Annotated in this window: 21 protein-coding genes; 9 read left to right on the top strand and 12 right to left on the bottom strand. The window is 68.9% G+C overall.

Translation table 11 applies throughout. From position 1 onward, the window contains the following. Window positions 1-12: 12 nt before the first annotated feature. From gyrB to dnaA, 6 genes are all read right to left on the bottom strand, one after another. The gene (gene gyrB / locus ACFP3V_RS09805; RefSeq protein WP_380582043.1) at window positions 13-2,100 is read right to left on the bottom strand and encodes a DNA topoisomerase (ATP-hydrolyzing) subunit B; all 2,088 of its coding nucleotides are present in this window, start codon (window positions 2,098-2,100) and stop codon (window positions 13-15) included. A 223-nt stretch (window positions 2,101-2,323) separates the two neighbouring features. Beyond that, window positions 2,324-2,917: a DciA family protein gene (locus ACFP3V_RS09800; RefSeq protein ID WP_380582014.1), complete on the bottom strand. Its 594-nt coding sequence runs from the start codon at window positions 2,915-2,917 to the stop codon at window positions 2,324-2,326. A gap of 45 nt (window positions 2,918-2,962) precedes the next feature. Then, window positions 2,963-4,093: a DNA replication/repair protein RecF gene (recF, locus tag ACFP3V_RS09795; RefSeq protein WP_380582012.1), complete on the bottom strand. Its 1,131-nt coding sequence runs from the start codon at window positions 4,091-4,093 to the stop codon at window positions 2,963-2,965. Window positions 4,094-4,202: 109 nt separating this feature from the next. Further along, the gene (gnd, locus tag ACFP3V_RS09790; RefSeq protein ID WP_380582010.1) at window positions 4,203-5,078 is read right to left on the bottom strand and encodes a phosphogluconate dehydrogenase (NAD(+)-dependent, decarboxylating); all 876 of its coding nucleotides are present in this window, start codon (window positions 5,076-5,078) and stop codon (window positions 4,203-4,205) included. A 132-nt stretch (window positions 5,079-5,210) separates the two neighbouring features. Then, on the bottom strand, window positions 5,211-6,341 hold the full coding sequence (gene dnaN / locus ACFP3V_RS09785; RefSeq protein ID WP_380582008.1) for a DNA polymerase III subunit beta: 1,131 nt from the start codon (window positions 6,339-6,341) through the stop codon (window positions 5,211-5,213). An 831-nt stretch (window positions 6,342-7,172) separates the two neighbouring features. Continuing rightward, window positions 7,173-8,921, bottom strand: a complete 1,749-nt coding sequence (dnaA, locus tag ACFP3V_RS09780; RefSeq protein ID WP_380582006.1) for a chromosomal replication initiator protein DnaA — start codon at window positions 8,919-8,921, stop codon at window positions 7,173-7,175. 374 nt (window positions 8,922-9,295) lie between these two features. Here dnaA and rpmH point away from each other — a divergent pair, with 374 nt between their 5' ends. The 9 genes from rpmH (at window position 9,296) to ACFP3V_RS09735 (ending at window position 16,066) form a co-directional block, all read left to right on the top strand. Continuing rightward, window positions 9,296-9,433 (top strand): 50S ribosomal protein L34, encoded by a 138-nt coding sequence (rpmH, locus tag ACFP3V_RS09775; protein ID WP_125638610.1) that lies wholly within the window; start codon window positions 9,296-9,298, stop codon window positions 9,431-9,433. Window positions 9,434-9,450: 17 nt separating this feature from the next. Beyond that, complete coding sequence (rnpA, locus tag ACFP3V_RS09770; protein ID WP_380582004.1) at window positions 9,451-9,900, top strand: ribonuclease P protein component; 450 nt, start codon at window positions 9,451-9,453, stop codon at window positions 9,898-9,900. A 5-nt stretch (window positions 9,901-9,905) separates the two neighbouring features. Next, the gene (gene yidD / locus ACFP3V_RS09765) at window positions 9,906-10,262 is read left to right on the top strand and encodes a membrane protein insertion efficiency factor YidD (protein ID WP_380582041.1); all 357 of its coding nucleotides are present in this window, start codon (window positions 9,906-9,908) and stop codon (window positions 10,260-10,262) included. Continuing rightward, window positions 10,259-11,353, top strand: coding sequence for a membrane protein insertase YidC (gene yidC, locus ACFP3V_RS09760; protein WP_380582002.1), 1,095 nt, complete (start codon window positions 10,259-10,261; stop codon window positions 11,351-11,353). The genes yidD and yidC overlap by 4 nt, the downstream gene beginning before the upstream one ends. 34 nt (window positions 11,354-11,387) lie before the next feature. Continuing rightward, on the top strand, window positions 11,388-11,921 hold the full coding sequence (locus ACFP3V_RS09755) for a Jag family protein (RefSeq protein ID WP_380582000.1): 534 nt from the start codon (window positions 11,388-11,390) through the stop codon (window positions 11,919-11,921). 137 nt (window positions 11,922-12,058) lie between these two features. Next, complete coding sequence (gene rsmG, locus ACFP3V_RS09750; RefSeq protein WP_380581998.1) at window positions 12,059-12,817, top strand: 16S rRNA (guanine(527)-N(7))-methyltransferase RsmG; 759 nt, start codon at window positions 12,059-12,061, stop codon at window positions 12,815-12,817. A 328-nt stretch (window positions 12,818-13,145) separates the two neighbouring features. Continuing rightward, on the top strand, window positions 13,146-14,234 hold the full coding sequence (locus tag ACFP3V_RS09745; protein WP_380582039.1) for a ParA family protein: 1,089 nt from the start codon (window positions 13,146-13,148) through the stop codon (window positions 14,232-14,234). Beyond that, entirely contained in the window at window positions 14,231-15,358 is a 1,128-nt protein-coding gene (locus ACFP3V_RS09740) for a ParB/RepB/Spo0J family partition protein (protein ID WP_380581996.1), read from the top strand. The genes ACFP3V_RS09745 and ACFP3V_RS09740 overlap by 4 nt, the downstream gene beginning before the upstream one ends. Window positions 15,359-15,448: 90 nt before the next feature. Continuing rightward, a complete protein-coding gene (locus tag ACFP3V_RS09735) occupies window positions 15,449-16,066 on the top strand; it encodes a GNAT family N-acetyltransferase (protein WP_380581994.1) in 618 nt (205 codons plus the stop codon). A gap of 17 nt (window positions 16,067-16,083) precedes the next feature. Here ACFP3V_RS09735 and ACFP3V_RS09730 read toward each other — a convergent pair whose 3' ends face one another. The 6 genes from ACFP3V_RS09730 to ACFP3V_RS09705 all read right to left on the bottom strand — a co-directional run bounded on the left by ACFP3V_RS09730 (window position 16,084) and on the right by ACFP3V_RS09705 (window position 21,895). Next, window positions 16,084-17,259: an N-acetylmuramoyl-L-alanine amidase gene (locus tag ACFP3V_RS09730; RefSeq protein ID WP_380581992.1), complete on the bottom strand. Its 1,176-nt coding sequence runs from the start codon at window positions 17,257-17,259 to the stop codon at window positions 16,084-16,086. Between the two features lie 93 nt (window positions 17,260-17,352). Next, the gene (gene trxA / locus ACFP3V_RS09725) at window positions 17,353-17,682 is read right to left on the bottom strand and encodes a thioredoxin (protein ID WP_380581990.1); all 330 of its coding nucleotides are present in this window, start codon (window positions 17,680-17,682) and stop codon (window positions 17,353-17,355) included. A gap of 41 nt (window positions 17,683-17,723) precedes the next feature. Continuing rightward, complete coding sequence (trxB, locus tag ACFP3V_RS09720; RefSeq protein WP_380581988.1) at window positions 17,724-18,707, bottom strand: thioredoxin-disulfide reductase; 984 nt, start codon at window positions 18,705-18,707, stop codon at window positions 17,724-17,726. A 73-nt stretch (window positions 18,708-18,780) separates the two neighbouring features. After that, window positions 18,781-19,611: a zf-HC2 domain-containing protein gene (locus tag ACFP3V_RS09715; RefSeq protein WP_380581986.1), complete on the bottom strand. Its 831-nt coding sequence runs from the start codon at window positions 19,609-19,611 to the stop codon at window positions 18,781-18,783. Continuing rightward, on the bottom strand, window positions 19,608-20,285 hold the full coding sequence (sigM, locus tag ACFP3V_RS09710; RefSeq protein ID WP_380581984.1) for an RNA polymerase sigma factor SigM: 678 nt from the start codon (window positions 20,283-20,285) through the stop codon (window positions 19,608-19,610). The genes ACFP3V_RS09715 and sigM overlap by 4 nt, the downstream gene beginning before the upstream one ends. Then, window positions 20,285-21,895: a protein kinase family protein gene (locus ACFP3V_RS09705; RefSeq protein WP_380581981.1), complete on the bottom strand. Its 1,611-nt coding sequence runs from the start codon at window positions 21,893-21,895 to the stop codon at window positions 20,285-20,287. The genes sigM and ACFP3V_RS09705 overlap by 1 nt, the downstream gene beginning before the upstream one ends. Window positions 21,896-22,088 lie beyond the last annotated feature (193 nt).

Here is a 22,088-nt window from a genome sequence, read left to right as displayed (position 1 = left end):
GCTGCCGGGGACTCAGACGTCCAGGAAGCGGACGTCCTTGGCGTTGCGCTGGATGAAGGACCGGCGGGCCTCGACGTCCTCACCCATCAGGATCGAGAACAGGTCGTCCGCACGGGCCGCGTCGTCGAGGGTGACCTGGGACAGCAGGCGCACGTCGCGGTCCATGGTGGTGACCCGCAGCTCCTCGGCGTTCATCTCGCCCAGACCCTTGAAGCGCTGGATCGCGTCGTCCTTGGGCAGCTTGCGTCCGGCCTGGCGGCCCGCCTCGAGGGCGGCGTCCTTCTCGCGCTCGCTGTAGACGTACTCGATGTCGTCCCGGCCCCACTTGATCTTGTAGAGCGGCGGCCGGGCCAGGAAGACGTGGCCGCCCTCGATCAGCGGGCGCATGAAGCGGAAGAGCAGGGTCAGCAGCAGCGTGGAGATGTGCTGACCGTCGACGTCGGCGTCCGCCATCAGGATGATCTTGTGATAGCGGAGCTTCTCGAGGTCGAAGTCGTCGTGCACGCCGGTGCCGAAGGCCGAGATCAGCGCCTGCACCTCGGTGTTCTGCAGCACCTTGTCGATGCGCGCCTTCTCGACGTTGAGGATCTTGCCGCGGATCGGCAGGATCGCCTGGATCCGCGGGTCACGGCCCTGCTTGGCTGAGCCGCCGGCGGAGTCGCCCTCGACGATGAAGATCTCGCACTCGGTCGGGTCCTTGGACTGGCAGTCCGAGAGCTTGCCCGGCAGCGAGGCGGACTCCAGCAGCCCCTTGCGGCGCGTCAGATCCCGGGCCTTGCGGGCGGCGACGCGGGCGGTGGCGGCGGTGATCGCCTTGCGGATGATGTCCGCGGCCTCGTTCGGGTTGCGGTCCAGCCAGTCGGCGAAGTGCTCGTTGACCACACGCTGGACGAAGGTCTTCGCCTCGGTGTTGCCCAGCTTGGTCTTGGTCTGCCCCTCGAACTGCGGCTCGCTCAGCTTCAGGCTGATGATCGCGGTCAGGCCCTCGCGGATGTCCTCACCGGTGAGGTTGTCGTCCTTCTCGCGCAGCAGCTTCTTGTCGCGCGCGTACCGGTTGACCAGACCCGTGAGCGCGGCCCGGAAGCCCTCCTCGTGGGTACCGCCCTCATGGGTGTGGATGATGTTCGCGAAGGAGTAGACGCCCTCGTTGTACGAGGTGTTCCACTGCATCGCGATCTCGACGGACATCGTCCGTTCCTTGTCCTCCGCCTCGAAGTCGATCACCGAGGGGTGGATGACCTCGCCCTTACGGGAGTTGAGGTACTTCACGAAGTCCGAGATGCCGCCCTCGTAGTGGTACCGCACCGAATTGGGCTTGCCCTCGTCGTCGGTGTGGTCCGGGCGCTCGTCGGTCAGCGAGATGGAGATGCCCTTGTTGAGGAAGGCCATCTCCTGGAAGCGCCGGGAGAGCGTGTCGAAGGAGTAGTCCGTGGTCTCGAAGATCTCCGGGTCGGCCCAGAAGGTGACCGTGGTCCCGGATTCGTCGGTGGCCTCGTGCTTCGCCAGCGGGGCCGTCGGCACGCCGCCCTTGTACTCCTGCGTCCAGCGGTAGCCGTCCCGCTTGACCTCGACGGCCAGCCGGGTGGACAGCGCGTTGACGACCGAGACGCCGACGCCGTGCAGACCACCGGAGACGGCGTACCCGCCGCCGCCGAACTTGCCGCCCGCGTGCAGCACGGTCAGCACCACCTCGACGGCCGGCTTGCCGGTGGACTTCTCCACATCGACGGGGATACCGCGGCCGTTGTCCACGCAGCGCACCGCACCGTCGGGAAGGATGGTCACGTCGATGCTGTCGGCGAAGCCGGCCAGCGCCTCGTCGACCGAGTTGTCGACGATCTCCTGGACCAGGTGGTGCAGACCGCGCTCGCCGGTGGAGCCGATGTACATGCCGGGACGCTTGCGCACGGCCTCGAGGCCCTCCAGCACCTGAATGGCGCTGGCGTCGTAGGACTGCTCGTCCTTCGCGCTGTTCGGGGCCGATGCGGGCTGTGCCGGTTCCGGCGCGGGCTCGGGGACGTCTGGGGACTGGTTGGGGTTGCCGGACTCGGCCACGAATCGCCCTCTCTGGCACAAGCGCGGGCCGCCACCGGCCCTCATGGGCAGGACGGAAGCGGCCACGGCGTTTCGACTCTTCACCGCTAGCGGCAGTGTTTGACTTCCAGTCTACCGGTACCACCGACAGAGTTGGGCGTTTGACGGCCCTGGAACGGCCCGTGCCGGACTTCAACCCACACTCGACATGTGGGGACACCCGGCCAGGGGGCCAAAAGCGCTCAGAAGGCCCTTCCGTCGCTTCGCGACGATCACCCACGCGACCCGGTCAGCCCCAGGTGTCCCCCGGCCCCTTGCTGCCCGGCGCCCGCAGCCGCCCCCCGTACCGCCGTGACGGCCCGGCCGGCCCCTGCACCTTGAGGAAGCGCACCGTGCCGCGGCCCAGGTCGTTGTTCAGTCGGGCCACCAACTGGGGTGCCAGTAGCCGCAGTTGAGTCGCCCAGGCGGTGGAGCTGCAGCGCACCGACAGCACCCGCTCCTCCTCGTCGAAGTGCTCAGGCTCGCAGTGGACGGCAATCTCCCGCCCCACGATCTCCGGCCACCGGCCCATCACCCCGCCCACCGCGGCCGGGGCCTCCCAGCCCCGCTCCTCGATCAGCCGGGAGATCGCCGCGCCCAGCGGCTGCGGGTCGCGGCCGTCCGCCCGGGCCCCGCTGCGCAGCCCGCCGCCCCGGCGCACCTGCTTCTTCTGCTGGGCCTGCTCGCCGCGCTGCCGCGCCTGCTCCCGGGCCGCCCGCAGGGCGACGCGCGCCAGATCGACCCCGGACAGCTCCGGCGCGGCCGCGTCCGGGGTGCCCGCACCCTGGGTGCCCGCACCAGAGTCAGCCGTTCCGGGTTGCGCACCAGCTGTCTCGTCGCTCACTGCCGTCCGCCTTCCCCAGCCTGTGGACAACGTTCAGCCTACGGCTCAGCGGACCCGCTCGACCGTGCAGTCCGCCACCGCGAAGCGCGTCCCGGCCAGCGCGTCCGGCACGTCCTCCGGCACCGCCGCGGTCACCAGCACCTGCTCGCCCGCCGCCACCAACTCGGCCAGCCGCTCCCGCCGGCGGGCGTCCAACTCGGCGAAGACGTCGTCGAGGATCAGCACCGGCTCACCGCCGTCCGCACGCAGCAGTTCGTAGGAGGCCAGGCGCAGGGCCAGCGCGTAGGACCAGCACTCGCCGTGGCTGGCATAGCCCTTGGCCGGCAACTCGCCGAGCTGGAGCACCAGTTCGTCCCGGTGCGGGCCGACCAGGGTCATCCCCCGCTCGATCTCCTGCTTGCGCGCGGCCCCCAGCGCGGACAGCAGCGAGGCGTACACCACCTCGCGGTCCGGCGCGAGCGGCACCCCTTCGCCCATGGAGCTGCGGTACTGCATGAGTGTGGGACCGCCCCCCGGCGCCAGTTCCTCGTACGCCCGCGCCACCAACGGCTGCAGCGCGTCCACCGCCTGCAGCCGATAGGCCGTCAACTCCGCTCCGGCGCGCGCGAGGTGGTCGTCCCACACGTCGAGCGTGGACAGGTCCACCCGGCCGGACGAACGCCGGGCCATCGCCGCCGACTTGAGCAGCGCGTTGCGCTGCTTGAGCACCCGCTCGTAGTCCTGGCGCACCCCGGCCAGCCGCGGGGCCCGGGCGGTCAGCAGCTCGTCCAGGAACCGGCGCCGCTCCCCCGGATCGCCCTTGACCAACGCCAGATCCTCCGGCGCGAACAGCACCGTGCGCAGCAGCCCGAGCACGTCCCGGGGGCGCACGTTGTCGGAGCGGTTGATCCGGGCCCGGTTGGCCCGGCCCGGGTTCAGCTCCAACTCGATGAGGGTGGTGCGCTGGTCGCGCACCACCGCTCCCCGCACGATCGCCCGCTGGGCGCCCAGGCGGACCAGGGGAGCGTCCCCGGCGACCCGGTGGCTGCCGAGGGTGGCCAGATAGCCCACCGCCTCGACCAGGTTCGTCTTCCCCTGCCCGTTCGGCCCGGTGAACACCGTCACCCCCGGCTCGAGCGGCACCTCGGCCCGCTCGTAGCACCGGAAGTCAGCCAGCGACAGGTGCGAAACGTGCACGTTCTCCCCTACAGAACAGCTGAGGGGCGCGAGCCACCGCGCGCCCCTCCCACTACGCGCCGGCAGCGGGTGGCTCGCGCGGTGGCCCGCGCCCCTACTCGACGTGCAACTACTTCTTCTCGACCGCGTGGCCGCCGAACTCGTTGCGCAGCGCCGCGATCATCTTCATCTGCGGGCTGTCCTCCTGCCGGGAGGCGAACCGCGCGAACAGGCTCGCTGTGATCGCCGGGAGCGGCACCGCGTTGTCGATCGCCGCCTCCACCGTCCAGCGGCCCTCGCCGCTGTCCTGCGCGAAGCCGCGCAGGCCCTCCAGGTGCTCGTCCTTGTCGAGGGCGTCCACGGCCAGGTCCAGCAGCCAGGAGCGGATGACCGTGCCCTCCTTCCAGGAGCGGAAGACCTCGCGCACGTCGGTGACGCTGTCCACAGCCTCCAGCAGCTCCCAGCCCTCGGCGTAGGCCTGCATCATGGCGTACTCGATGCCGTTGTGGACCATCTTGGCGAAGTGCCCGGCGCCGACCTTGCCCGCGTGCACCGAGCCGTACTCGCCCTCCGGCTTGAGGGCGTCGAAGATCGGCTGGACCTTGGCGACGTCCGCTTCGGCGCCGCCGTACATCAGGGCGTAGCCGTTCTGCAGGCCCCAGACACCGCCTGACACACCGCAGTCGACGAAGCCGATGCCCTTCTTGCCCAGCTCCTCGGCGTGCTTCTCGTCGTCGGTCCACCGGGAGTTGCCGCCGTCCACGACGACGTCGCCCGGCTCCAGCAGCTCGGCCAGCTCGTCGATCGTGCTCTGGGTCGGCCCACCGGCCGGGACCATCACCCACACCACGCGGGGCGCCTCCAGGGCGTCCACCAGGTCCTTGAGGCTGGAGACATCGGCGAGGTCGGGGTTGCGGTCGTACCCGACGACGGTGTGGCCGGCGCGGCGGATCCGCTCGCGCATGTTGCCGCCCATCTTGCCGAGACCGATGAGTCCGAGCTGCATGAGAAGTCCTTCTGTCCGTGGTGACGAATCGGCGCGCGGCGCCCTTGCCGCCGGGGACGAGCCTACGCCGCACCGGGGGCCGGACAGCCGCGTGTCCCGTCCCCAGCCTGGGGACGGGACACTGACGGAGCATCAGCCGGAGAGGCGCACCGGCATGATCAGGTACTTGTAGCTCTCGTCGGCCTCGGCCTCCTGCGAGGGCTTCCCGCTCATCAGGGCCGGCTTGGTGGACGTGGTGAAGCTCAGCTGGGCCACCGGGGCGTCGATCGCGGACAGGCCGTCCAGCAGGTAGGCCGGGTTGAAGGCGATCGAGATGTCGTCGCCCTCCAGGTCCGCGTCGATCCGGTCGGAGCCCTGGGCGTCGTCGCCGGAGCCCGCCTCGATGGTGAGCACGCCCTGCTCGAAGCTCAGCCGGACCGGGGTGTTCCGCTCGGCCACCAGGGAGACGCGCTTGACCGCCTCCACGAAGGCCGCCGTGGGCACGTTGGCGACCGCGCTGAACTCGGTCGGGAAGAGGCTGCGGAACTTCGGGAACTCGCCCTCCAGGAGCCGCGTGGTGGTGGTCCGCCCGGCCCCCTCGAAGCCGATCAGGCCTTCGCCCTTGCCGCTGCCCGCCAGCGCGATGGAGACGTTGTCCCCCGCGCTGAGCGACTTGGCGGTGTCCAGCAGCGTCTTGGCGGGCACCAGGGCGACCGAGGCCAGGCCCGGCTGCTCCGGCTTCCACAGCAGTTCACGAACGGCGAAGCGGTACCGGTCCGTGGCGGCCAGGGTGACCCGGTCCTCCTCGATCTCGACCCGGACACCGGTGAGCACCGGCAGCGTGTCGTCCCGTCCGGCCGCTACGGCGACCTGGGCGACCGCCGCCGCGAAGGCGTCGCCGGGGATGACGCCGGAGACGGAGGGCATCTGGGGCAGGGCCGGGTACTCGTCCACAGGCAGGGTGGGGAGGGTGAACCGGGAGCTGCCGCAGAGCACCAGCACCCGTACACCGTCTGTGGAGATCTCCACCGGCCGGTTGGGCAGCGCGCGCGAGATGTCGGCCAGCAGGCGGCCGGAGACCAGGGCGGTGCCGGCCTCCTCGACGTCCGCCTCGACCTCCACCCGGGCGGAGACCTCGTAGTCGAAGCCGGACAGGCTCAGCCTGCCCTCCTCTGCCGTCAGGAGCAGACCAGCCAGGACCGGCACCGGGGGCCTGGCCGGGAGGCTGCGCGCGGCCCAGGCCACGGCCTCCGCGAGGACGTCACGCTCGACCCGGAACTTCACCGGAAACCGCCTCCTGTGGGTGGAACTGCACGAGCTGCTGTTTGGGAGAGCGCTCCGGGTGGGGAGCATCCGGATGGACCGGCACCGCCCTGGCTCTCGTTGCCAGAGAACAGTCTGACGCATACCACGGACAGCCGAGGCCGATGGGCCGAGAACCGTGTCGAACCTCCGTCCCGCGGCCGTTCTCCACAGATCCACCGCCCACCTGCTTTTCGATCATGCTCGAGGTCTATCTGTGGGGGAGTAGTAGTAGGGGTTGTGGATACCGTGGATAACCCCTTTTCTCCCTGGTCGGGGCCCATTTTCTGTCCACATCGCCTGGGGACGCCGCCGGTGGAAAAACTAGGGGTGCTGTGGACGGCAGGAGCGGTTCCCACAGGCCACAGCGGTTGTCCCCAGGTTTTCCCCATCACCGTCCCCAGCTTTTCCACCGCTCTTCCCCAGCCCCACCGGCAACTCGGCGAGGCCCAATTCACTCGGCGCGGTGAAATGGGCTCCGTTGTTGCCGAACTGTGGATGTTCGTGTGGAGAACCTGCCCCCAGCTGGGGACAACCGGCCCCTGCCTGGGGACAGTGCGTGGAAAACTCTGGCACCCGGTTGACGCCCCGTCAGTTGTCCACAGCCTGTGGGGAACTCGCGCCCACAAGTCCACAGGCAGCTGAGCTGGCACGATCCTCCCATCCCCGCCGCTCCTGTGGACGAGTTCTGGATAACCCGCTGTTCCCCAGGGTGTGGACGAGTCCCTGCTGTGGGAACTGTGGAGAAAACACCGAAGGGGCGCCCGGGGGCACCCCTTCGAACATGCTTGCCGCCTTGGGCGGTTGACAGGCTCAGCTCTTGATGCGGTTGGTGAGCTCGGTCACCTGGTTGTAGATGGCCCGCCGCTCCGCCATCATCGTGCGGATCTTCCGGTCCGCGTGCATCACGGTGGTGTGGTCACGGCCGCCGAACTGAGCGCCGATCTTGGGGAGCGACAGGTCGGTCAGCTCGCGGCAGAGGTACATGGCGATCTGCCGTGCCGTTACCAGCACCCGGCTGCGTGAGGAGCCGCAGAGGTCTTCCACCGTCAGCCCGAAGTAGGCGGCGGTCTGCTGCATGATGACGCCGGCCGTGATCTCCGGTCCGTCGTCCTCGCCGCCCGGCACCAGGTCCTTGAGCACGATCTCGGCCAGCTGCAGATCCACCGGCGCGCGGTTGAGGCTGGCGAAGGCCGTCACCCGGATCAGCGCGCCCTCCAGCTCGCGGATGTTCCGCGAGATCCGCGAGGCGATGAACTCCAACACCTCGGCCGGGGCGTTCAGCTGCTCCTGGATGGCCTTCTTGCGCAGGATCGCGATCCGCGTCTCCAGCTCGGGGGGCTGGACGTCGGTGGTGAGCCCCCACTCGAAGCGGTTGCGCAGCCGGTCCTCCAGAGTCACCAACTGCTTCGGCGGCCGGTCGGAGGAGATCACGATCTGCTTGTTGGCGTTGTGCAGGGTGTTGAAGGTGTGGAAGAACTCCTCCTGCGTCGACTCCTTGTTCTGCAGGAACTGGATGTCGTCGACCAGCAGGATGTCCATGTCCCGGTACCGCTGCCGGAAGCCGTCGCCCTTGTCGTCGCGGATCGAGTTGATGAACTCGTTGGTGAACTCCTCCGAGCTCACGTACCGGACCCGGGTGCCCTGGTAGAGGCTGCTGGCGTAGTGCCCGATGGCATGCAGCAGGTGCGTCTTCCCCAGGCCGGACTCGCCGTAGATGAAGAGCGGGTTGTAGGCCTTCGCCGGTGCCTCGGCCACGGCCACCGCGGCGGCGTGCGCGAAGCGGTTGCTGGAGCCGATGACGAAGGTCTCGAACAGGTACTTGGGGTTGAGCCGGGCAGCCGGCTCGTTGCCGCCCTTGCCGGCCCCGATCAGCGCGGGCGTGCCGCTCGACCCGGTGCCGGGGCGGTTGGGTGGCAGCTCAGGGCCCTGGACGGGCGGCTGCTGCACAGAGGCCTGCGGCGGCTCCACCCGATCCAGCTCGGCTCCGGGTGCCCCGGGACCAGGCAGCGAGGGGGGGAGCGGCAGCAGCGGCTGCGGGGCCCACTCGTCCTGCTGGGGATCACCGAAGGAGGGCGGCTCCGGGTAGCCGGTCTCCTGGTGGTAGCCCGGCTCCTGGTAGAGCGGTGTCTCCGGATAGGGCTGGGGCTCGCTGTAGGGCTGGTGGTACGCCGGCTGAGCGGGCTGCTGGGGATAGCCGCCGAAGTAGCCGGGGGTGGGGCTCGGTGACCCGTAGCCGCCGCCGTAGGAGGGGCCTGGGGCCGGGGGCTGCTGCGGAAGCGGCGCGGGGGCGGGAGCCGCGTTGGCGTCCACGATCACCGCGATGCGCATGGGCTGCTGCAGTTCGTGGCTGAGCTGCTCCGAGATCGGCTGAAAGAGCCGGCTCTCGAGGATCTGCTTCGCGTACTCGTTGGGCGTGGCCAGCAGCGCGGTGCCGCCCATGGTCCCGATCAGATGCGTGCGCTGGATCCACTTGCGGTCCATGGCCTCGACGTTCGGGTCGTTCCCCAGCCGCTCGACGACCCGCGCCCAGACGGTCGCGTAATCGGAAGTATCAGCCACTGGTGCACGCGCCTTCGGAGACAGGAGGACGGGACGGAGCGAACCTGGAAGTTCGGATTCAGAGGTTCAAGCGACCGCAGGGGAAAGTCCGTCAACCGTAGGTGGCCGGGCCTGCCTCGTTCAAGTCGTTGTCCACAGGGTGTGAACAACGTGTCGCGGCAGGCTGGTTTGACCCGTCCGGCCGGTTCCACGTACCGTAACGAGGTCGAGTTGTCGATGGCCGCTGCCGCATGCCCGCGGAATCTCCGCAAGCCATGGTGCGCAGTCGGGCGTCGTGGATCACCGTAGCCGACAGGCTGCCGGGGATCGCGCGGACGCACGGTGACGGCCAAGCGATACACCCGCCACCCCTTCGATTGACCTGGAGTTCCCCCGTGAGCAAGCGCACCTTCCAGCCGAACAACCGCCGTCGTGCGAAGACCCACGGCTTCCGCCTGCGTATGCGCACCCGTGCCGGCCGCGCCATCCTCGCCGCGCGCCGTGGCAAGGGTCGCGCCCGCCTGTCCGCCTGAGACAAGGTCGTCATGTCGTGCTGCCCTCCGAGCATCGGCTGAGGCGGCGCGAGGACTTCGCGCAGACGTTCCGACACGGCCGTAGGGCCGGTCGTCCCCTGCTCGTCGTCCACCTTGCCGAGGCGCCGTCTGCGGTACCGACGAGCCCGCACGCCCCCGGGGAGCCCGACTCACCGGCGCGTGCGGGTTTTGTCGTGAGCAAGGCTGTGGGCAAGGCCGTGGTTCGCAATCGTGTGAAGCGTCGGCTACGTCACCTGATCGGCCAGCGTCTGAGTGCGCTGCCCGCAGGTAGCCTGATAGTGGTGCGCGCACTGCCTCCGGCTGCGGATGCGGAGTACGCGGACCTGGAACGCGATCTGGACTCGGCACTGCGGAAGTTGTCCCGCCCTCGGGAACCCCGGGCGGACGGCCGACGTAGTACGGCTGACGCATCCACCGCATCCTCGCCGACGGGAGCAGGGCAGTGACGTACCTGCTGGTACTGGGGATCGGCCTGGCCGCACTGTTTGCAGGCAAGTACGTGCTGCTGGCCCTGATCCGGATCTACCAGTGGACCATCAGTCCTCTGCTCGGCCCTGTCTGCAAGTACCACCCCTCGTGCTCGCGCTACGGGTTCGAGGCCGTCCGCGTCCACGGAGCGCTGAAGGGTTCCGTCCTGACGGCGTGGCGCATCCTGCGCTGCAATCCATGGAGCGTCGGCGGCGTGGACTACGTCCCCGCCCGCAAGCATCCCGTCTGGTACCAGCGGGTGCGACCCCACAACAACCCTGGCCGGGCAACCACCGGTGAGCCGGCCGCATCATCACCCACTGCCCACCAAGGAGCTTGACCGTGGGGTTTCTCGATACGATCCTCAACCCGCTGTACTACCTGGTCTCGTGGATCATCGTCCAGTTCCACAAGGTGTTCGGGGCGATGTTCGGTGACGACTCGGGCTGGGCGTGGGGCCTGTCGATCGTCGGTCTGACCGTGCTGATCCGGGCGGCGATGATCCCGCTGTTCGTCAAGCAGATCAAGTCCATGCGGACGATGCAGGCGCTCCAGCCGAAGATGAAGCAGATCCAGGAGCGCTACAAGAACGACCGCCAGCGGCAGTCCGAAGAGATGATGAAGCTCTATCGGGAAGCCGGCACCAACCCGGCGGCCAGCTGCCTGCCGCTGCTGATCCAGTCGCCGTTCTTCATGTCCCTCTACGGCGTGCTCAAGAACGTGGCCAACAACAAGGCCAAGGGCGTGATCACCCCGGCCCTGCTGGCGAGCGCGGGCACCGCCACCATCTTCGGGGCGCACCTGTCGGCGACCTTCGTCGGCAACTCCGGCACTGAGGTCAAGATCGTCACGGCGATCTTCATCCTCACGATGTGCTTCACCCAGTTCCTCACGACGCGTCAGCTGATGACGAAGAACGTGGACCTGTCGGTGAAGACGCCGTACATGCAGCAGCAGAAGATGATGATGTACGTCCTCCCCGTCATCTACATCTTCTTCGGCATCAACATGCCGGTGGGTGTCCTGATCTACATGGTCACCTCCAACGCGTGGACCCTGGGCCAGCAGCTCGTCATCATCCGCCGCAACCCGACCCCCGGCTCGCTCGCCTGGAAGGAGCGCCAGGCGCGCCTCAAGGCCCAGGGCAAGCTGAACCCGGACGGCACTGAGATCAAGGTCGGTCTGACCTCTCTGGTGAAGGGCTCCAGCGAGAAGGCCGAGGAGGCTCCGGCTCCGGCCGCCGTCCAGCGGGTTCAGCCGAAGCGCACCACCAAGTCCCAGCGGTCAGGCTCTGGTGCTGGTGGCCAGGGCTCCGGTTCGGGCTCAGGCGGTCAGCGCTCGGGTGCCGGCGGCCAGCGTTCCGGTTCTGGCTCCGGGGCGGGATCGCGTGGCCGCGCGACCGCCGGCGGCCAGTCCAAGAAGAAGTCCTGACCCCCACCTCTGTATTGCTTGAAGGAGTCCAGCCGTGACGGAAGGCACCGACACCGTGGCTGCCGCTGAGCCTGCCAAGTCCGCGAAGGCGGTGCTCGCCCAGCTGGAGCAGGAGGGCGAGATCGCTGCGGACTACCTGGAGGCCCTTCTGGACATCGCCGATCTCGACGGCGACATCGACATGGATGTCGAGGGCGACCGGGCGTCGGTTTCGATCATCGGCGAGGGCCCCGGGGCGCAGCGCTCGCTGCAGCGCCTGGTGGGTCAGGACGGCGAGGTGCTCGAGGCGCTCCAGGAGCTGACCCGTCTGGCCGTGCACCGGGAGACCGGTGAGCGGAGCCGACTGATGCTGGACATTGCCGGCTTCCGGGCCCGCAAGCGCGCCGAGCTCGCGGAGCTCGGCGCCGAGGCGGCGCAGCAGGCGAAGGAGACCGGTGAGCCGGTGAAGCTTCGTCCCATGTCGCCCTTTGAGCGCAAGGTCGTCCACGATGCCGTGGCGGCTGCCGGGCTGCGGAGCGAGTCCGAGGGTGAAGAACCGCAGCGTTGCGTCGTGGTGCTGCCTGCGTGAGCTGAGTTCCGAGCAAGGGTCCGTGGCCCCGCCCGCTGTACGTGGGCGGGGCCGCTGCGGTCCTGAAGGACGGATGCTGCAGGCTGGTTGAGAGTAGTCCCGGAACAGTCGTCGAGTGGCGAGGGAGTGGTTCGGCAATGGTGGAAGCGGTGTCGGGTGCGGAGGAGTTCTCGACCGAGCTCCCTGAGCCCCCGGCTGTGGCGCAGGAGGTCTTCGGTGACCGTCTGCCCAAGGCGGTCCGCTATGCCGAGTTGCTGGCCGATGCCGGGGTGAAGCGTGGGCTGATCGGCCCCCGGGAGGTGCCGCGACTGTGGGAGCGGCACATCCTCAACTGCGCGGTGTTGGGTGAGGTGCTGCCGCAGGGCGCCTCGCTGTGCGATGTCGGCTCCGGCGCCGGGCTGCCGGGGATCCCAGTGGCGTTGGCGCGGCCGGATCTGAAGATCACTTTGCTGGAGCCGCTTCTGCGACGGACGACCTTCCTGGAGGAGGTGGTCCGACAGTTGGAACTCGAGAACGTGGTGGTGCTGCGGGGCCGCGCCGAGGAGATGGTCGGCAAGATCTCCGTGGACGTGGTGACCGCCCGGGCGGTGGCTCCGCTGGACCGGTTGGCGGGCTGGGGTCTGCCGCTACTTCGCCCCTATGGCCAGATGCTGGCCCTCAAGGGTGACTCCGCTGAGCAGGAGGTGGCCGAGCACAAGGCCGCCCTGCAGCGGCTCGGCGCCGAGGAGTGGTCGGTGGCCGTGGCCGGCGAAGGTGTGGTCGAAACGCCGACGCATGTGGTGCGGGTGCAGGCTGGGGAGAGCCCCGGGGGCATCCGAGCGGCGGCCAAACGGGCCAAGGCGGCTCGGGGGTCGCGTACCACCCGGGGTGGGAGCCCCAGTCGGCGACGCCGCTAGGTAGGGCCCAGCTGCGGCTGCACCGCCTTCGGTGGCGCGTGTTTCACGTGAAACAGCGCAAGTCCCGTTCGTGTCCGACGGAGTGTCGAACCGTCAGATATGTGACAAAAGGGGCATCGTGTTTCACGTGAAACGTCGCTCCCTGCTCTCCGGCATTCTGGCCCGCAGTCGCGCGGCCGCGGAACAACCTCGTTCTCCCAGGTCACACACCCCTCCTTCGAGTGAACAGTGGCCGATTCACCGTGTGGATAACTCTCAAAGGGCTTCCGCAACCCCGTTGCTGCGCAATGATTTTGACGACAGCGAGCACGAAGAGGGGGGCGATGCGATGCCCGAGACTCTGCCGGAATCTCTGACTGTGGCCGAGCCGGTGCCCGGACCACGTACTCAAGAGCATGTTCCACGTGAAACACTGACGGACATGCAGGACTCGGATACTCCTCCGCTGGCCGATGACACGCCCATTGCCCGCGCTGCGCAGGCTGCGGTCAGCGCAATGGCCAGGGTCGGTGAGGCGCTGCCCCGACCCGCGCAGACCCGTGTGATGGTCGTGGCCAACCAGAAGGGCGGCGTGGGTAAGACGACCACCACCGTCAACCTGGCGGCGTCGCTGGCTCTGCACGGCGCCCGGGTGCTCGTGATCGACCTGGATCCGCAGGGCAACGCATCGACGGCGTTGGGGATCGACCACCATGCGGAGGTCCCCTCCATCTACGACGTCCTGGTGGAGGGGAAGCCGCTCGCCGATGTCGTACAGCCGGTGATCGATGTCGAGGGGCTCTTCTGCTGTCCCGCCACCATCGACCTTGCCGGAGCCGAGATCGAACTGGTTTCGCTGGTGGCTCGGGAGAGTCGGCTCCAGAAGGCCATCGCGGCGTACGAGCAGCCCTTGGACTACGTCCTCATCGACTGTCCGCCGTCGCTCGGCCTGCTCACCGTGAACGCCATGGTGGCCGGGCAGGAGGTGCTCATCCCCATCCAGTGCGAGTACTACGCCCTGGAAGGTCTGGGGCAGCTGCTGCGCAACGTGGACCTGGTCCGAGCCCACCTCAACCCTCAACTTCACGTCTCTACCATCCTGTTGACGATGTATGACGCCCGCACCCGGCTGGCCTCGCAGGTGGCGGAAGAAGTGCGCAGCCACTTCCAGCACGAAGTGCTGCGGACGTCGATTCCTCGCTCCGTCCGGGTCTCGGAGGCACCGAGCTATGGTCAGACGGTGCTGACCTATGATCCTGGGTCCAGCGGAGCCCTCTCCTATCTGGAGGCGGCCCGCGAGATCGCGCTCCGCGGCGCGGAGTCCGATGCGAAGGCAGCGGAAGCGGCGTACAGCCCTGACGCGGCCAGTCCCGGGGTGTTCGTCCAGCAGCAGCCCCGGTCGTTCGAGCAGCACAGCACAGTGGAGGGGAACCGGTGAGTGAGCGTCGCAGAGGCTTGGGCCGTGGGCTCGGGGCACTGATCCCCGCTGCCTCCGGGCCGGCCGTTGTCCCGGGCAACGGCAGCGCTGTTTCCCCGACGGGAGCGCCGGGCCTCGGCTCGGAGCGTGGCGTCGCCGCAGTCAAGGTCGCGGGCATCGGCTCGGTCGCCCCCGTCCAGACGCTGGAGCGCGAGGACCAGCAGGGTTCTGACGCTGTTTCACGTGAAACAGCCGGCCGGTTCGGCACTGAGGAGCTGAGCCCGGTCGCCGGAGCGTACTTCGCCGAGCTCCCCCTCGACACGATCACACCCAACCCGAGGCAGCCGCGGGAGATCTTCGACGAGGAGGCGCTCGCCGAGCTCGTCCATTCCATCAAGGAGGTCGGACTGCTGCAGCCGGTGGTGGTCCGACAGTTGGGTCCGGAGCGTTACGAGCTCATCATGGGTGAGCGTCGCTGGCGCGCCTCCCGGGAGGCCGGGCTCGAGAAGATCCCGGCCATCGTCCGGGCCACCGAGGACGAGAAGCTGCTTCTGGATGCCCTGTTGGAGAACCTGCACCGGGCTCAGCTCAACCCGCTGGAAGAGGCGGCCGCTTACGACCAGTTGCTCAAGGACTTCGCTTGCACCCATGAGCAGCTGGCGGACCGGATCGGGCGTTCGCGTTCCCAGGTCTCCAACACGCTTCGGCTGCTGCGGCTTTCGCCCCCGGTGCAGCGTCGGGTGGCTGCCGGCGTGCTCTCGGCCGGGCACGCTCGTGCTTTGCTCGGACTTGGCGACACGGAGGAGCAGGACCGTCTGGCCGAGCGGATCGTTGCCGAGGGGCTCTCGGTGCGGACGGTCGAGGAGATCGTGGCTCTGGCCGGAATGGACAGCGCCGGGCAGGGAGAGAAGAAGGCGCGCGGCCCCCGGGCCGGCCGCAGGGTCTCCCCGGCGTTCGCGAGCCTGGCCAGCCGCCTCTCGGACCGCTTCGACACCCGGGTGAAGGTGGAGCTCGGCCAGAAGCGGGGAAAGATCGTCGTGGAGTTCGCTTCGGTCGAGGACCTCGATCGCATCCTCGGCAGCTTCGCACCAGGCGAGGGCGCGCTGCTGCGGCAGGGTCTTGAGGGCGATTCCGAGGAAGACTGACCCGATCGACGACGATGCCGGTCACGGCACCAGGTGCGCAAGGCCCGCTGTTTCACGTGAAACAGCGGGCCTTCGCCTTATCGTGGAGCTATGGGACGCAGGCTGGTACCGCTGACGCTCGACTCGCTTTCCGACCTGCCGGTGACGTGCCGGTCGTGCGTGTTCTGGGAGTTGGACCCGGTGAGCGGCGAGGCGGCCGTGAAGAACGGCATGGCAGAGCTCGAGAAGGAGTCCTGGATTTCGAGCGTGCTGCTCGACTGGGGTTCCTGCGGTCGCATCGCCTATGTGGATGACGCACCGGTCGGCTTCGTCCTTTACGCTCCCCCGGCCTATGTGCCGCGGTCGACGGCCTTCCCCACCAGCCCCATCTCCCCGGATGCGGTGCAGTTGATGACCGCTCGCATCCTGCCCGGCTACCAGGGCCAGGGGCTGGGCCGCGTTCTGGTGCAGACGGTGGCCAAGGACCTGGTGCGCCGCGGCTTCAAGGCCATCGAGGCCTTCGGGGACGCCAAGTGGGAGCACCCCGGCTGCATCCTGCCGGCGGAGCATCTGCGGGCGGTCGGCTTCAAGACGGTTCGACCGCACCCCCGGTATCCGCGGCTGCGGTTGGAGGTGCGGTCGGCGATCTCGTGGAAGGGCGAGGTCGAGGTGGCGCTGGAGCGGCTGCTGGGGGCCGTGCAGAAGGAACCGTCTCTGCGGCCGCTCTGACGGCCCTTCAGCCGCTGTCAGGCCAGAGCCAGCGGGAGGTGAAGCACCCCTGTCGGCGCATCGTCCTCCGGCGGCAGGTAGAGGCGTTGCACGGCTACGGCGATGGCCTCCACGGCCTGAGCCCGGACGTCGGCCGAAGCCAGGCGGGCGGCGTCTTCCGCGTTGGTGAGGTAGCCCAGTTCCAGGCGCACCGTGGGCATGCGGGTGGACCGCAGCAGCGTCCAGGTGCGGGCGTGGCTTCGGTTGTCCCCCATGCCGCAGCGGGCGACGAGTTCACGCTGGACCAAGCCCGCGAACTGCTTGCCGGTGTGCGACCAGCGCCCGCGGCTGTCGTCACCGAAGTAGTAGCTGGCGACACCGGAGGCTGCCGGATTGCGGTGGCCCTCCACGTGGAGGGAGATCATCAGGTCCGCGTCCGTCGCGTTGGCGAAGCGGGCTCGCGCGGCTTCGTCGCCCGCGCTGTCATGGGTCCGGGTGAGGTAGGTGCGAACGCCCAGGGCGGTGAGCCGGCCTTCCAGGCGGTTGGTGATGTCCCAGACGACCTCTGCCTCGGAGAGTCCGTTGGCGGTGACTCCGTGATCCTCACCGCCGTGCCCGGGGTCGATCACGACCACCTTGCCGGGAAGCGCAGGGCCGGACCGGAGCAACTGCTCGGTCTCGCGCATTACATGGGGTGCACCGCCAACAACGGTCCGAGCCAGTCGCTCCAGCACCGTGAAGGTGGTGGGTCCCAGCGTCCCGTCCGGATGCAGTCCCATGTTGCGCTGGAAGTCGGCCAGGGCTTGTGCGGTGTTGGGACCGAAGATGCCGTCGACGCGGCCCGTGGGGAATCCCATGTCGAGCAGCCGCTGCTGCAGATGCGCGACATCGTCACCCACCTGGAGGCTGCTTGGTGTGTAGCTGAGCACGCGGTCTCCCAGGCGCCAACGTGCCTCATTGAGATGCCGGTAGGTCTCCGGGCCGACGATGCCGTCTGCGGTGAGGCCACGCTGCTGCTGGAAGTAGCGGACCGCCGCATCCACCGCCGGGTCGAAGAGCGCGGCCGCCGAGGGGATGAGCGAGCCGGAGTCTGACGCCCCGTCATCGACCGGAAGCAACCCCAGCAGGCTGAGTTTGAAGCGGATTTCGGCAACTGCAGGGCCCGTGTCACCGAGCTTCCAGTGATACGCGTGGGGAGAGCGGTGCTGGGACATGCCATGATCGTACGACGCCCCCCGCTCGTTTCACGTGAAACAGGCGGGGGGCGTTCTGTACGAGCTGTGTGGAGACGGGGCTCCGCCGAGCTGTCAGCCGATGAACTGCGCGAGGTCCCGGAGCAGGGCGCTCTTCGGCTTGGCGCCCACGATGGTCTTCACGACCTCGCCGTTCTGGTAGACGTTCATCGTGGGGATGGACAGCACGCCGTACTTGGCCGGGGTGCTCGGGTTCGCATCGATGTCGATCTTGGCGATGGTCAGCTTGTCGGCGTACTCCGCGGCGATCTCCTCGAGAGCCGGAGCGATCTGGCGGCACGGGCCGCACCAGGTCGCCCAGAAGTCGACCAGGACGGGCTTGTCGCTCTTGAGGACCTCGGCCTCGAAGGTGTCGTCGGTGACGGTAATGGTGGCGCCGGCCACGATGTCTCCTCGGGGAAGAAGGGGCGGGTGGTGAAGGATGGTCAGACGGTGGCCGCGGCAGGCTGTGCCTCGGCAGTCGACTGGCCCGCGTGGGCCAGGGCGGCCAGGTAGCGCTCGGCGTCAAGCGCGGCCGAGCAGCCGGTGCCGGCGGCCGTGATCGCCTGCCGGTAGGTGTGGTCGACGACGTCGCCCGCGGCGAAGACGCCCGGCAGGTTGGTCCGGGTCGAGGGGGCATCGACCTTGAGGTAGCCCTCCTCGTCCAGGTCGAGCTGGCCCTTGAAGAGTTCCGTGCGCGGATCGTGACCCACGGCGATGAAGAGGCCGGTCACCGGAAGTTCCCGGGTCTCGCCCGTCTGGGTGTCCCGCAGGGTCACGCTGCTGAGCTTGACGCCGTCTCCGTGCAGGTGCTGCACCTCGCTGTTCCAGGCGAAGCTGATCTTCGGGTCGTTAAAGGCCCGGTCCTGCATGGTCTTGCTGGCGCGCAGACTGTCGCGGCGGTGAACGACCGTCACGGACTTGGCGAAGCGCGAGAGGAAGGTGGCCTCCTCCATCGCAGTGTCGCCGCCGCCGACCACGGCGATGTCCTGGTCGCGGAAGAAGAAGCCGTCACAGGTGGCGCACCAGGAGACGCCACGACCGGAGAGTTCGTCCTCCATGGGCAGGCCGAGCTTGCGGTGCTGGGAGCCGGTGGTCACGATCACGGCCTTGGCCAGGTGCACGGTGCCCTCGGAGTCGGTCACCTTCTTGATGTCGCCGGTGAGGTCGACCGCGATCACGTCGTCCGGGATCAGCTCGGCGCCGAAACGCTCTGCCTGGGCGCGCATGTTGTCCATCAGCTCGGGGCCCATGATGCCGTCACGGAAGCCGGGGAAGTTCTCGACCTCCGTGGTGTTCATCAGCGCGCCGCCGGCCGAGACCGAGCCTTCGAACACCAGCGGCTGCAGGGACGCACGCGCGGTGTAGAGCGCGGCCGTATAGCCGGCCGGCCCCGAGCCGATGATGATCACGTTACGGACGTCGCTCACTGCTGCTCCTGAGTCGCTTCCACCGGGTTCCACCCCGCTCAACGGTTCCCCAGTGTCTCGCATTCCCAGAGCGTCAGCTGCGCGGCACGGTCTGCTCCAGCAGAACGTCGCCGGGGCCGTTCCGGTCGGTGCCATAGCCAGGGCTGTGGTTCTGGCAGTCGGCACGCACCAGAACCACGTCCAGGGAGGTGGCGCCGTCGGGGTAGATCAGGGCGTAGACCGCGGTCCCGTCGAAGAACCCCGTGCCCGAGGCCAAGGGTGCGGCTCCCTGATGACCGGCCGCCTTCAGCGCACACGCGGGGACGTTGACCGTGCCGGACTCCCCCTGTCCGCCGGTCAAAGCCTGTGGATGGGTCGAGGTGGACCCGGACGAAGTGTGGCTAGCCAGCAGCGAGTTGGCCTCGGCAGCCAGGCTGCTGCGAGTGAACACGCGCGCGGTGGCAGCAGCTCCGCTGCGGACGCTGGCACTACCGGAGCTCTCGGACGAGCCGCTCGAGTGGACCAGCGCCTGTCCGGTGAGTCCGATGACCGCGGCCGCTGCCAGGCCGACCAACGAGCGGGTGATGATCCGCCGGGTCCGATGCGGCCGGGGAGCCTGCCGGGCGCTGGGGAGCGGCCGGAGCGGCGGTTCGGAAGCCGCCTCCGTCTCCTCGGCCGGCTGCTGGACCGCTTCCTGGGCGGCTTCTTGGGCCAGGGCGTCGTCGATCCGGCGGGCGACGTCCTCGGGCATCCAGGGGACGGGTTGGTCGGCCAGGAGATCCGACAGCTCGGCAAGCGCGGCCAGGGTAGCGGTGCAGTCGGGGCAGGAGGAGACATGCGCCTCCAGTACTGCGGCGGCGTCCGGGGCCAGCAACTCCTCCGCATAGTCAGCGAGGGTGTCGGTGTCGGGGTGTCCGGCGTTCATACCGGCTGTCCACCTCCTTCCTCGCTCATCGCTGTGACGTTCGGTCGTGAGATCCGGTTCCGGACGGTTTCACGTGAAACCGCGTCCTGCGCATCCACGTCTCGGGGCACGGCGCGAGGTCTGAGGTGGTGAAGGTTCGGGAGCAACTTGGCCCGAGCTCGGGCGCACCGCGACTTCACCGTCCCGACCGGCACACCCAGCAACTCGGCGGCTTCTGCGACGGAGTACCCCTCCATGTCGACCAGGACGAGAGCCGCACGCTGCTCCGCGGGAAGCTCTGCCAGCAGCCCGGCGAGCTCCCGGCGTACTTCCTGCTGCTCCACAGCGACGTCTGCCGCTTCCCCCGTGCCCACCGCCTGCTCGACGGCGCCCGGCGGGGTCTCCTCTATCGGTCGGGTGCGGCGGCTCGCGGAGCGTCGGGCCCGGTCCAGGCAGGCGTTGACGACGATTCGGTGCAGCCAGGTGGTGACCGCCGAGCGGCCCTGGAAGGTGTGCGCGCTCCGGAAGGCCGACACCAGCGCGTCCTGCAGGGCGTCCGCTGCCGGGAGGTTCGGCCGCAACTGCGGGCCGGACCCTGCCCAGAGGCGATCGCGGTGCCGTTGCACCAGGACCCCGAAGGCGTCGCGATCGCCCGCCACGTGACGGGTTATCAGCTCTGCGTCGGTCGGCTCCATCAGCCGTAGACCTGGATCTCCGAGATGCCGCCGACGTAATCGCCGCTCGACTTGGCCGGAAGGGCCAGTACATGGATCAGCAGGTACCGAGTCGTCACCGGACGGATGGCCGGCTCCCACTCAACCCCCTGCACGGTGGCGCTGTCCGCCACCCGGACCCCGAATCCGCTCAGGTCCGTCGGCGCTGCGGTGGTGCCCTGAGGGGCTGCCAGGATCTCCATCTTCTGTCCGCCCGCATAGGGCAGGGTGATCTTCACCTTGGAGATGCTCTGTTCCTTGCCGAGGTCCACGACGATGCCGCTGCCGTCGGCCCGGGTCGGCAGGTTGCCGAAGTTGGGGTAGTTCTTGAAGGTCCCGGCGACCCAGGCCGTCGCGGCGTTGCCGTCGAAGGCCTTGGCCACGTCCTTGCCGTCTATCAGAGTGCCCGTCCGCGGCGAGAACTCCTGCCCGGCGCTGATGGTCAGCAGCGTGCCGGTGCCCGACCCCGTGTCGGTGTTCTTCCCGTCCCCTGTGTGCGGTCCGGGGCTCTGCTGCAGCTGCGTGCTGGTGCCATTGCCGGAGCCCTGGTCGATCAGCGCCTGGGCCACGCCCCAACTGCCCAGACCGATGGCTGCGAGTACCAGCACCGACATGCCCCATTTCAGCGCGCGGTTGCCGGCCCCCGATCGGACCGCATGGGCGGGGGCCGCCTGCGGAGCGGAGGGATAAGGACCGGACGGAACCGGCGCGTTGGTACTGGGGGACTGCGGTCGATGGGACGGGTAGTCGGGCAGCACCAAGGGATCCGGCGCAGGCGGTCGCACCTTCGGCAGCTGAGCAACAGCGGTGGCCAGGGCCTGCGGCGTGGTGATCGGCTGGAGGTCGCCCGGAAGGGTCCGGCACAGGATCTGGGCGCTCAGGCCGGAGAGTCCCGCGTGCACCCCCGGCCGGACCTTTGCCGGGGGCGGGACCTCGTCCGTTCCGGCAGGCAGTCCTGGCAGCGCTCCACGGCCTTCTGCAGTCGGCCAGCGTCGGGTCAGCGCGGCGAAGAGCAGGGCACCGACCGCCCTCGTGTCCTCGACTTCGGCCTCTGCCTGGTCTTCGCTCGGCAGGCCGCGCAGTGCCGCGTTGACCGCGATGCCGTCGACGCGGAACTGCCCGCTGTCGGTACGCAGGATGCAGGCGGGCGTGAGCCGGAGATGGGAGAGCCCACGACGGTGGGCGGCCGCCAGCGCATCGGACACCTGGCGGACCAGCTGGTAGGCCTCGTAGTCGTCGAGCGGCCCATCCGGGAGGATCTTGTCCAGGCCGGTGGCGTCGGGAAGCCACTCCCGCACGATGTAGAGGAGCTCGCCGTCCTCGACGGCGTCGAGGACCTGGACGAAACGAGGGTCTCCGAGGAGAGCGGCCTGGCGGGCAGCTGCCAGGACCCGCTTGGCGCGCTCGTGTCCGGAGGCCATGAGGTGGATCCCGACGGAGCGGCGGAGCTTCTCGTCGACGGCCCGCCAGCTGGTGAAGTCTCCCGCCTGGGTGATGCACTCGTCCAGGCGGTAACGACCGGCGATGCGATCTCCGCTGTGGCGCTCCGGAGCTGAGGGGACGTCAGTTTCCGGGATGTCAGTTTCCAGCACGCCAGATACTGGGGCGTCCGGCTCTGGAATCCCGACTTCCGCGGAGTCGGTTTCCGGGGAGTCCGTTTCCGATGCGTCGGCATCGGTCTCTTCGGTCTCCGACGCACCATCAGACGCAAGCGCTTCCACCTCGTCCGAGGAGGGGCCTTGGTCCTCCGTCGAGGGCGCTTCGGCCTCCGCCGCCCGAGCCTCT

This window comes from Streptacidiphilus monticola, from assembly GCF_042658505.1.
Classification (GTDB): domain Bacteria; phylum Actinomycetota; class Actinomycetes; order Streptomycetales; family Streptomycetaceae; genus Streptacidiphilus; species Streptacidiphilus monticola.
This window is presented reverse-complemented; position numbering and strand designations above follow the sequence as displayed.

Excerpts from the sequence above, each read along its gene's own strand:
- rsmG (WP_380581998.1), top strand. The coding sequence starts at position 12,059 with ATGGTGGAAGCGGTGTCGGGTGCGGAGGAGTTCTCGACCGAGCTCCCT.
- ACFP3V_RS09735 (WP_380581994.1), top strand. The coding sequence starts at position 15,449 with ATGGGACGCAGGCTGGTACCGCTGACGCTCGACTCGCTTTCCGACCTG.
- gnd (WP_380582010.1), bottom strand. The coding sequence starts at position 5,078 with ATGCAGCTCGGACTCATCGGTCTCGGCAAGATGGGCGGCAACATGCGC.
- ACFP3V_RS09730 (WP_380581992.1), bottom strand. The coding sequence starts at position 17,259 with ATGTCCCAGCACCGCTCTCCCCACGCGTATCACTGGAAGCTCGGTGAC.
- ACFP3V_RS09715 (WP_380581986.1), bottom strand. The coding sequence starts at position 19,611 with ATGAACGCCGGACACCCCGACACCGACACCCTCGCTGACTATGCGGAG.
- gyrB (WP_380582043.1), bottom strand. The coding sequence starts at position 2,100 with ATGAGGGCCGGTGGCGGCCCGCGCTTGTGCCAGAGAGGGCGATTCGTG.
- ACFP3V_RS09745 (WP_380582039.1), top strand. The coding sequence starts at position 13,146 with ATGCCCGAGACTCTGCCGGAATCTCTGACTGTGGCCGAGCCGGTGCCC.
- sigM (WP_380581984.1), bottom strand. The coding sequence starts at position 20,285 with ATGGAGCCGACCGACGCAGAGCTGATAACCCGTCACGTGGCGGGCGAT.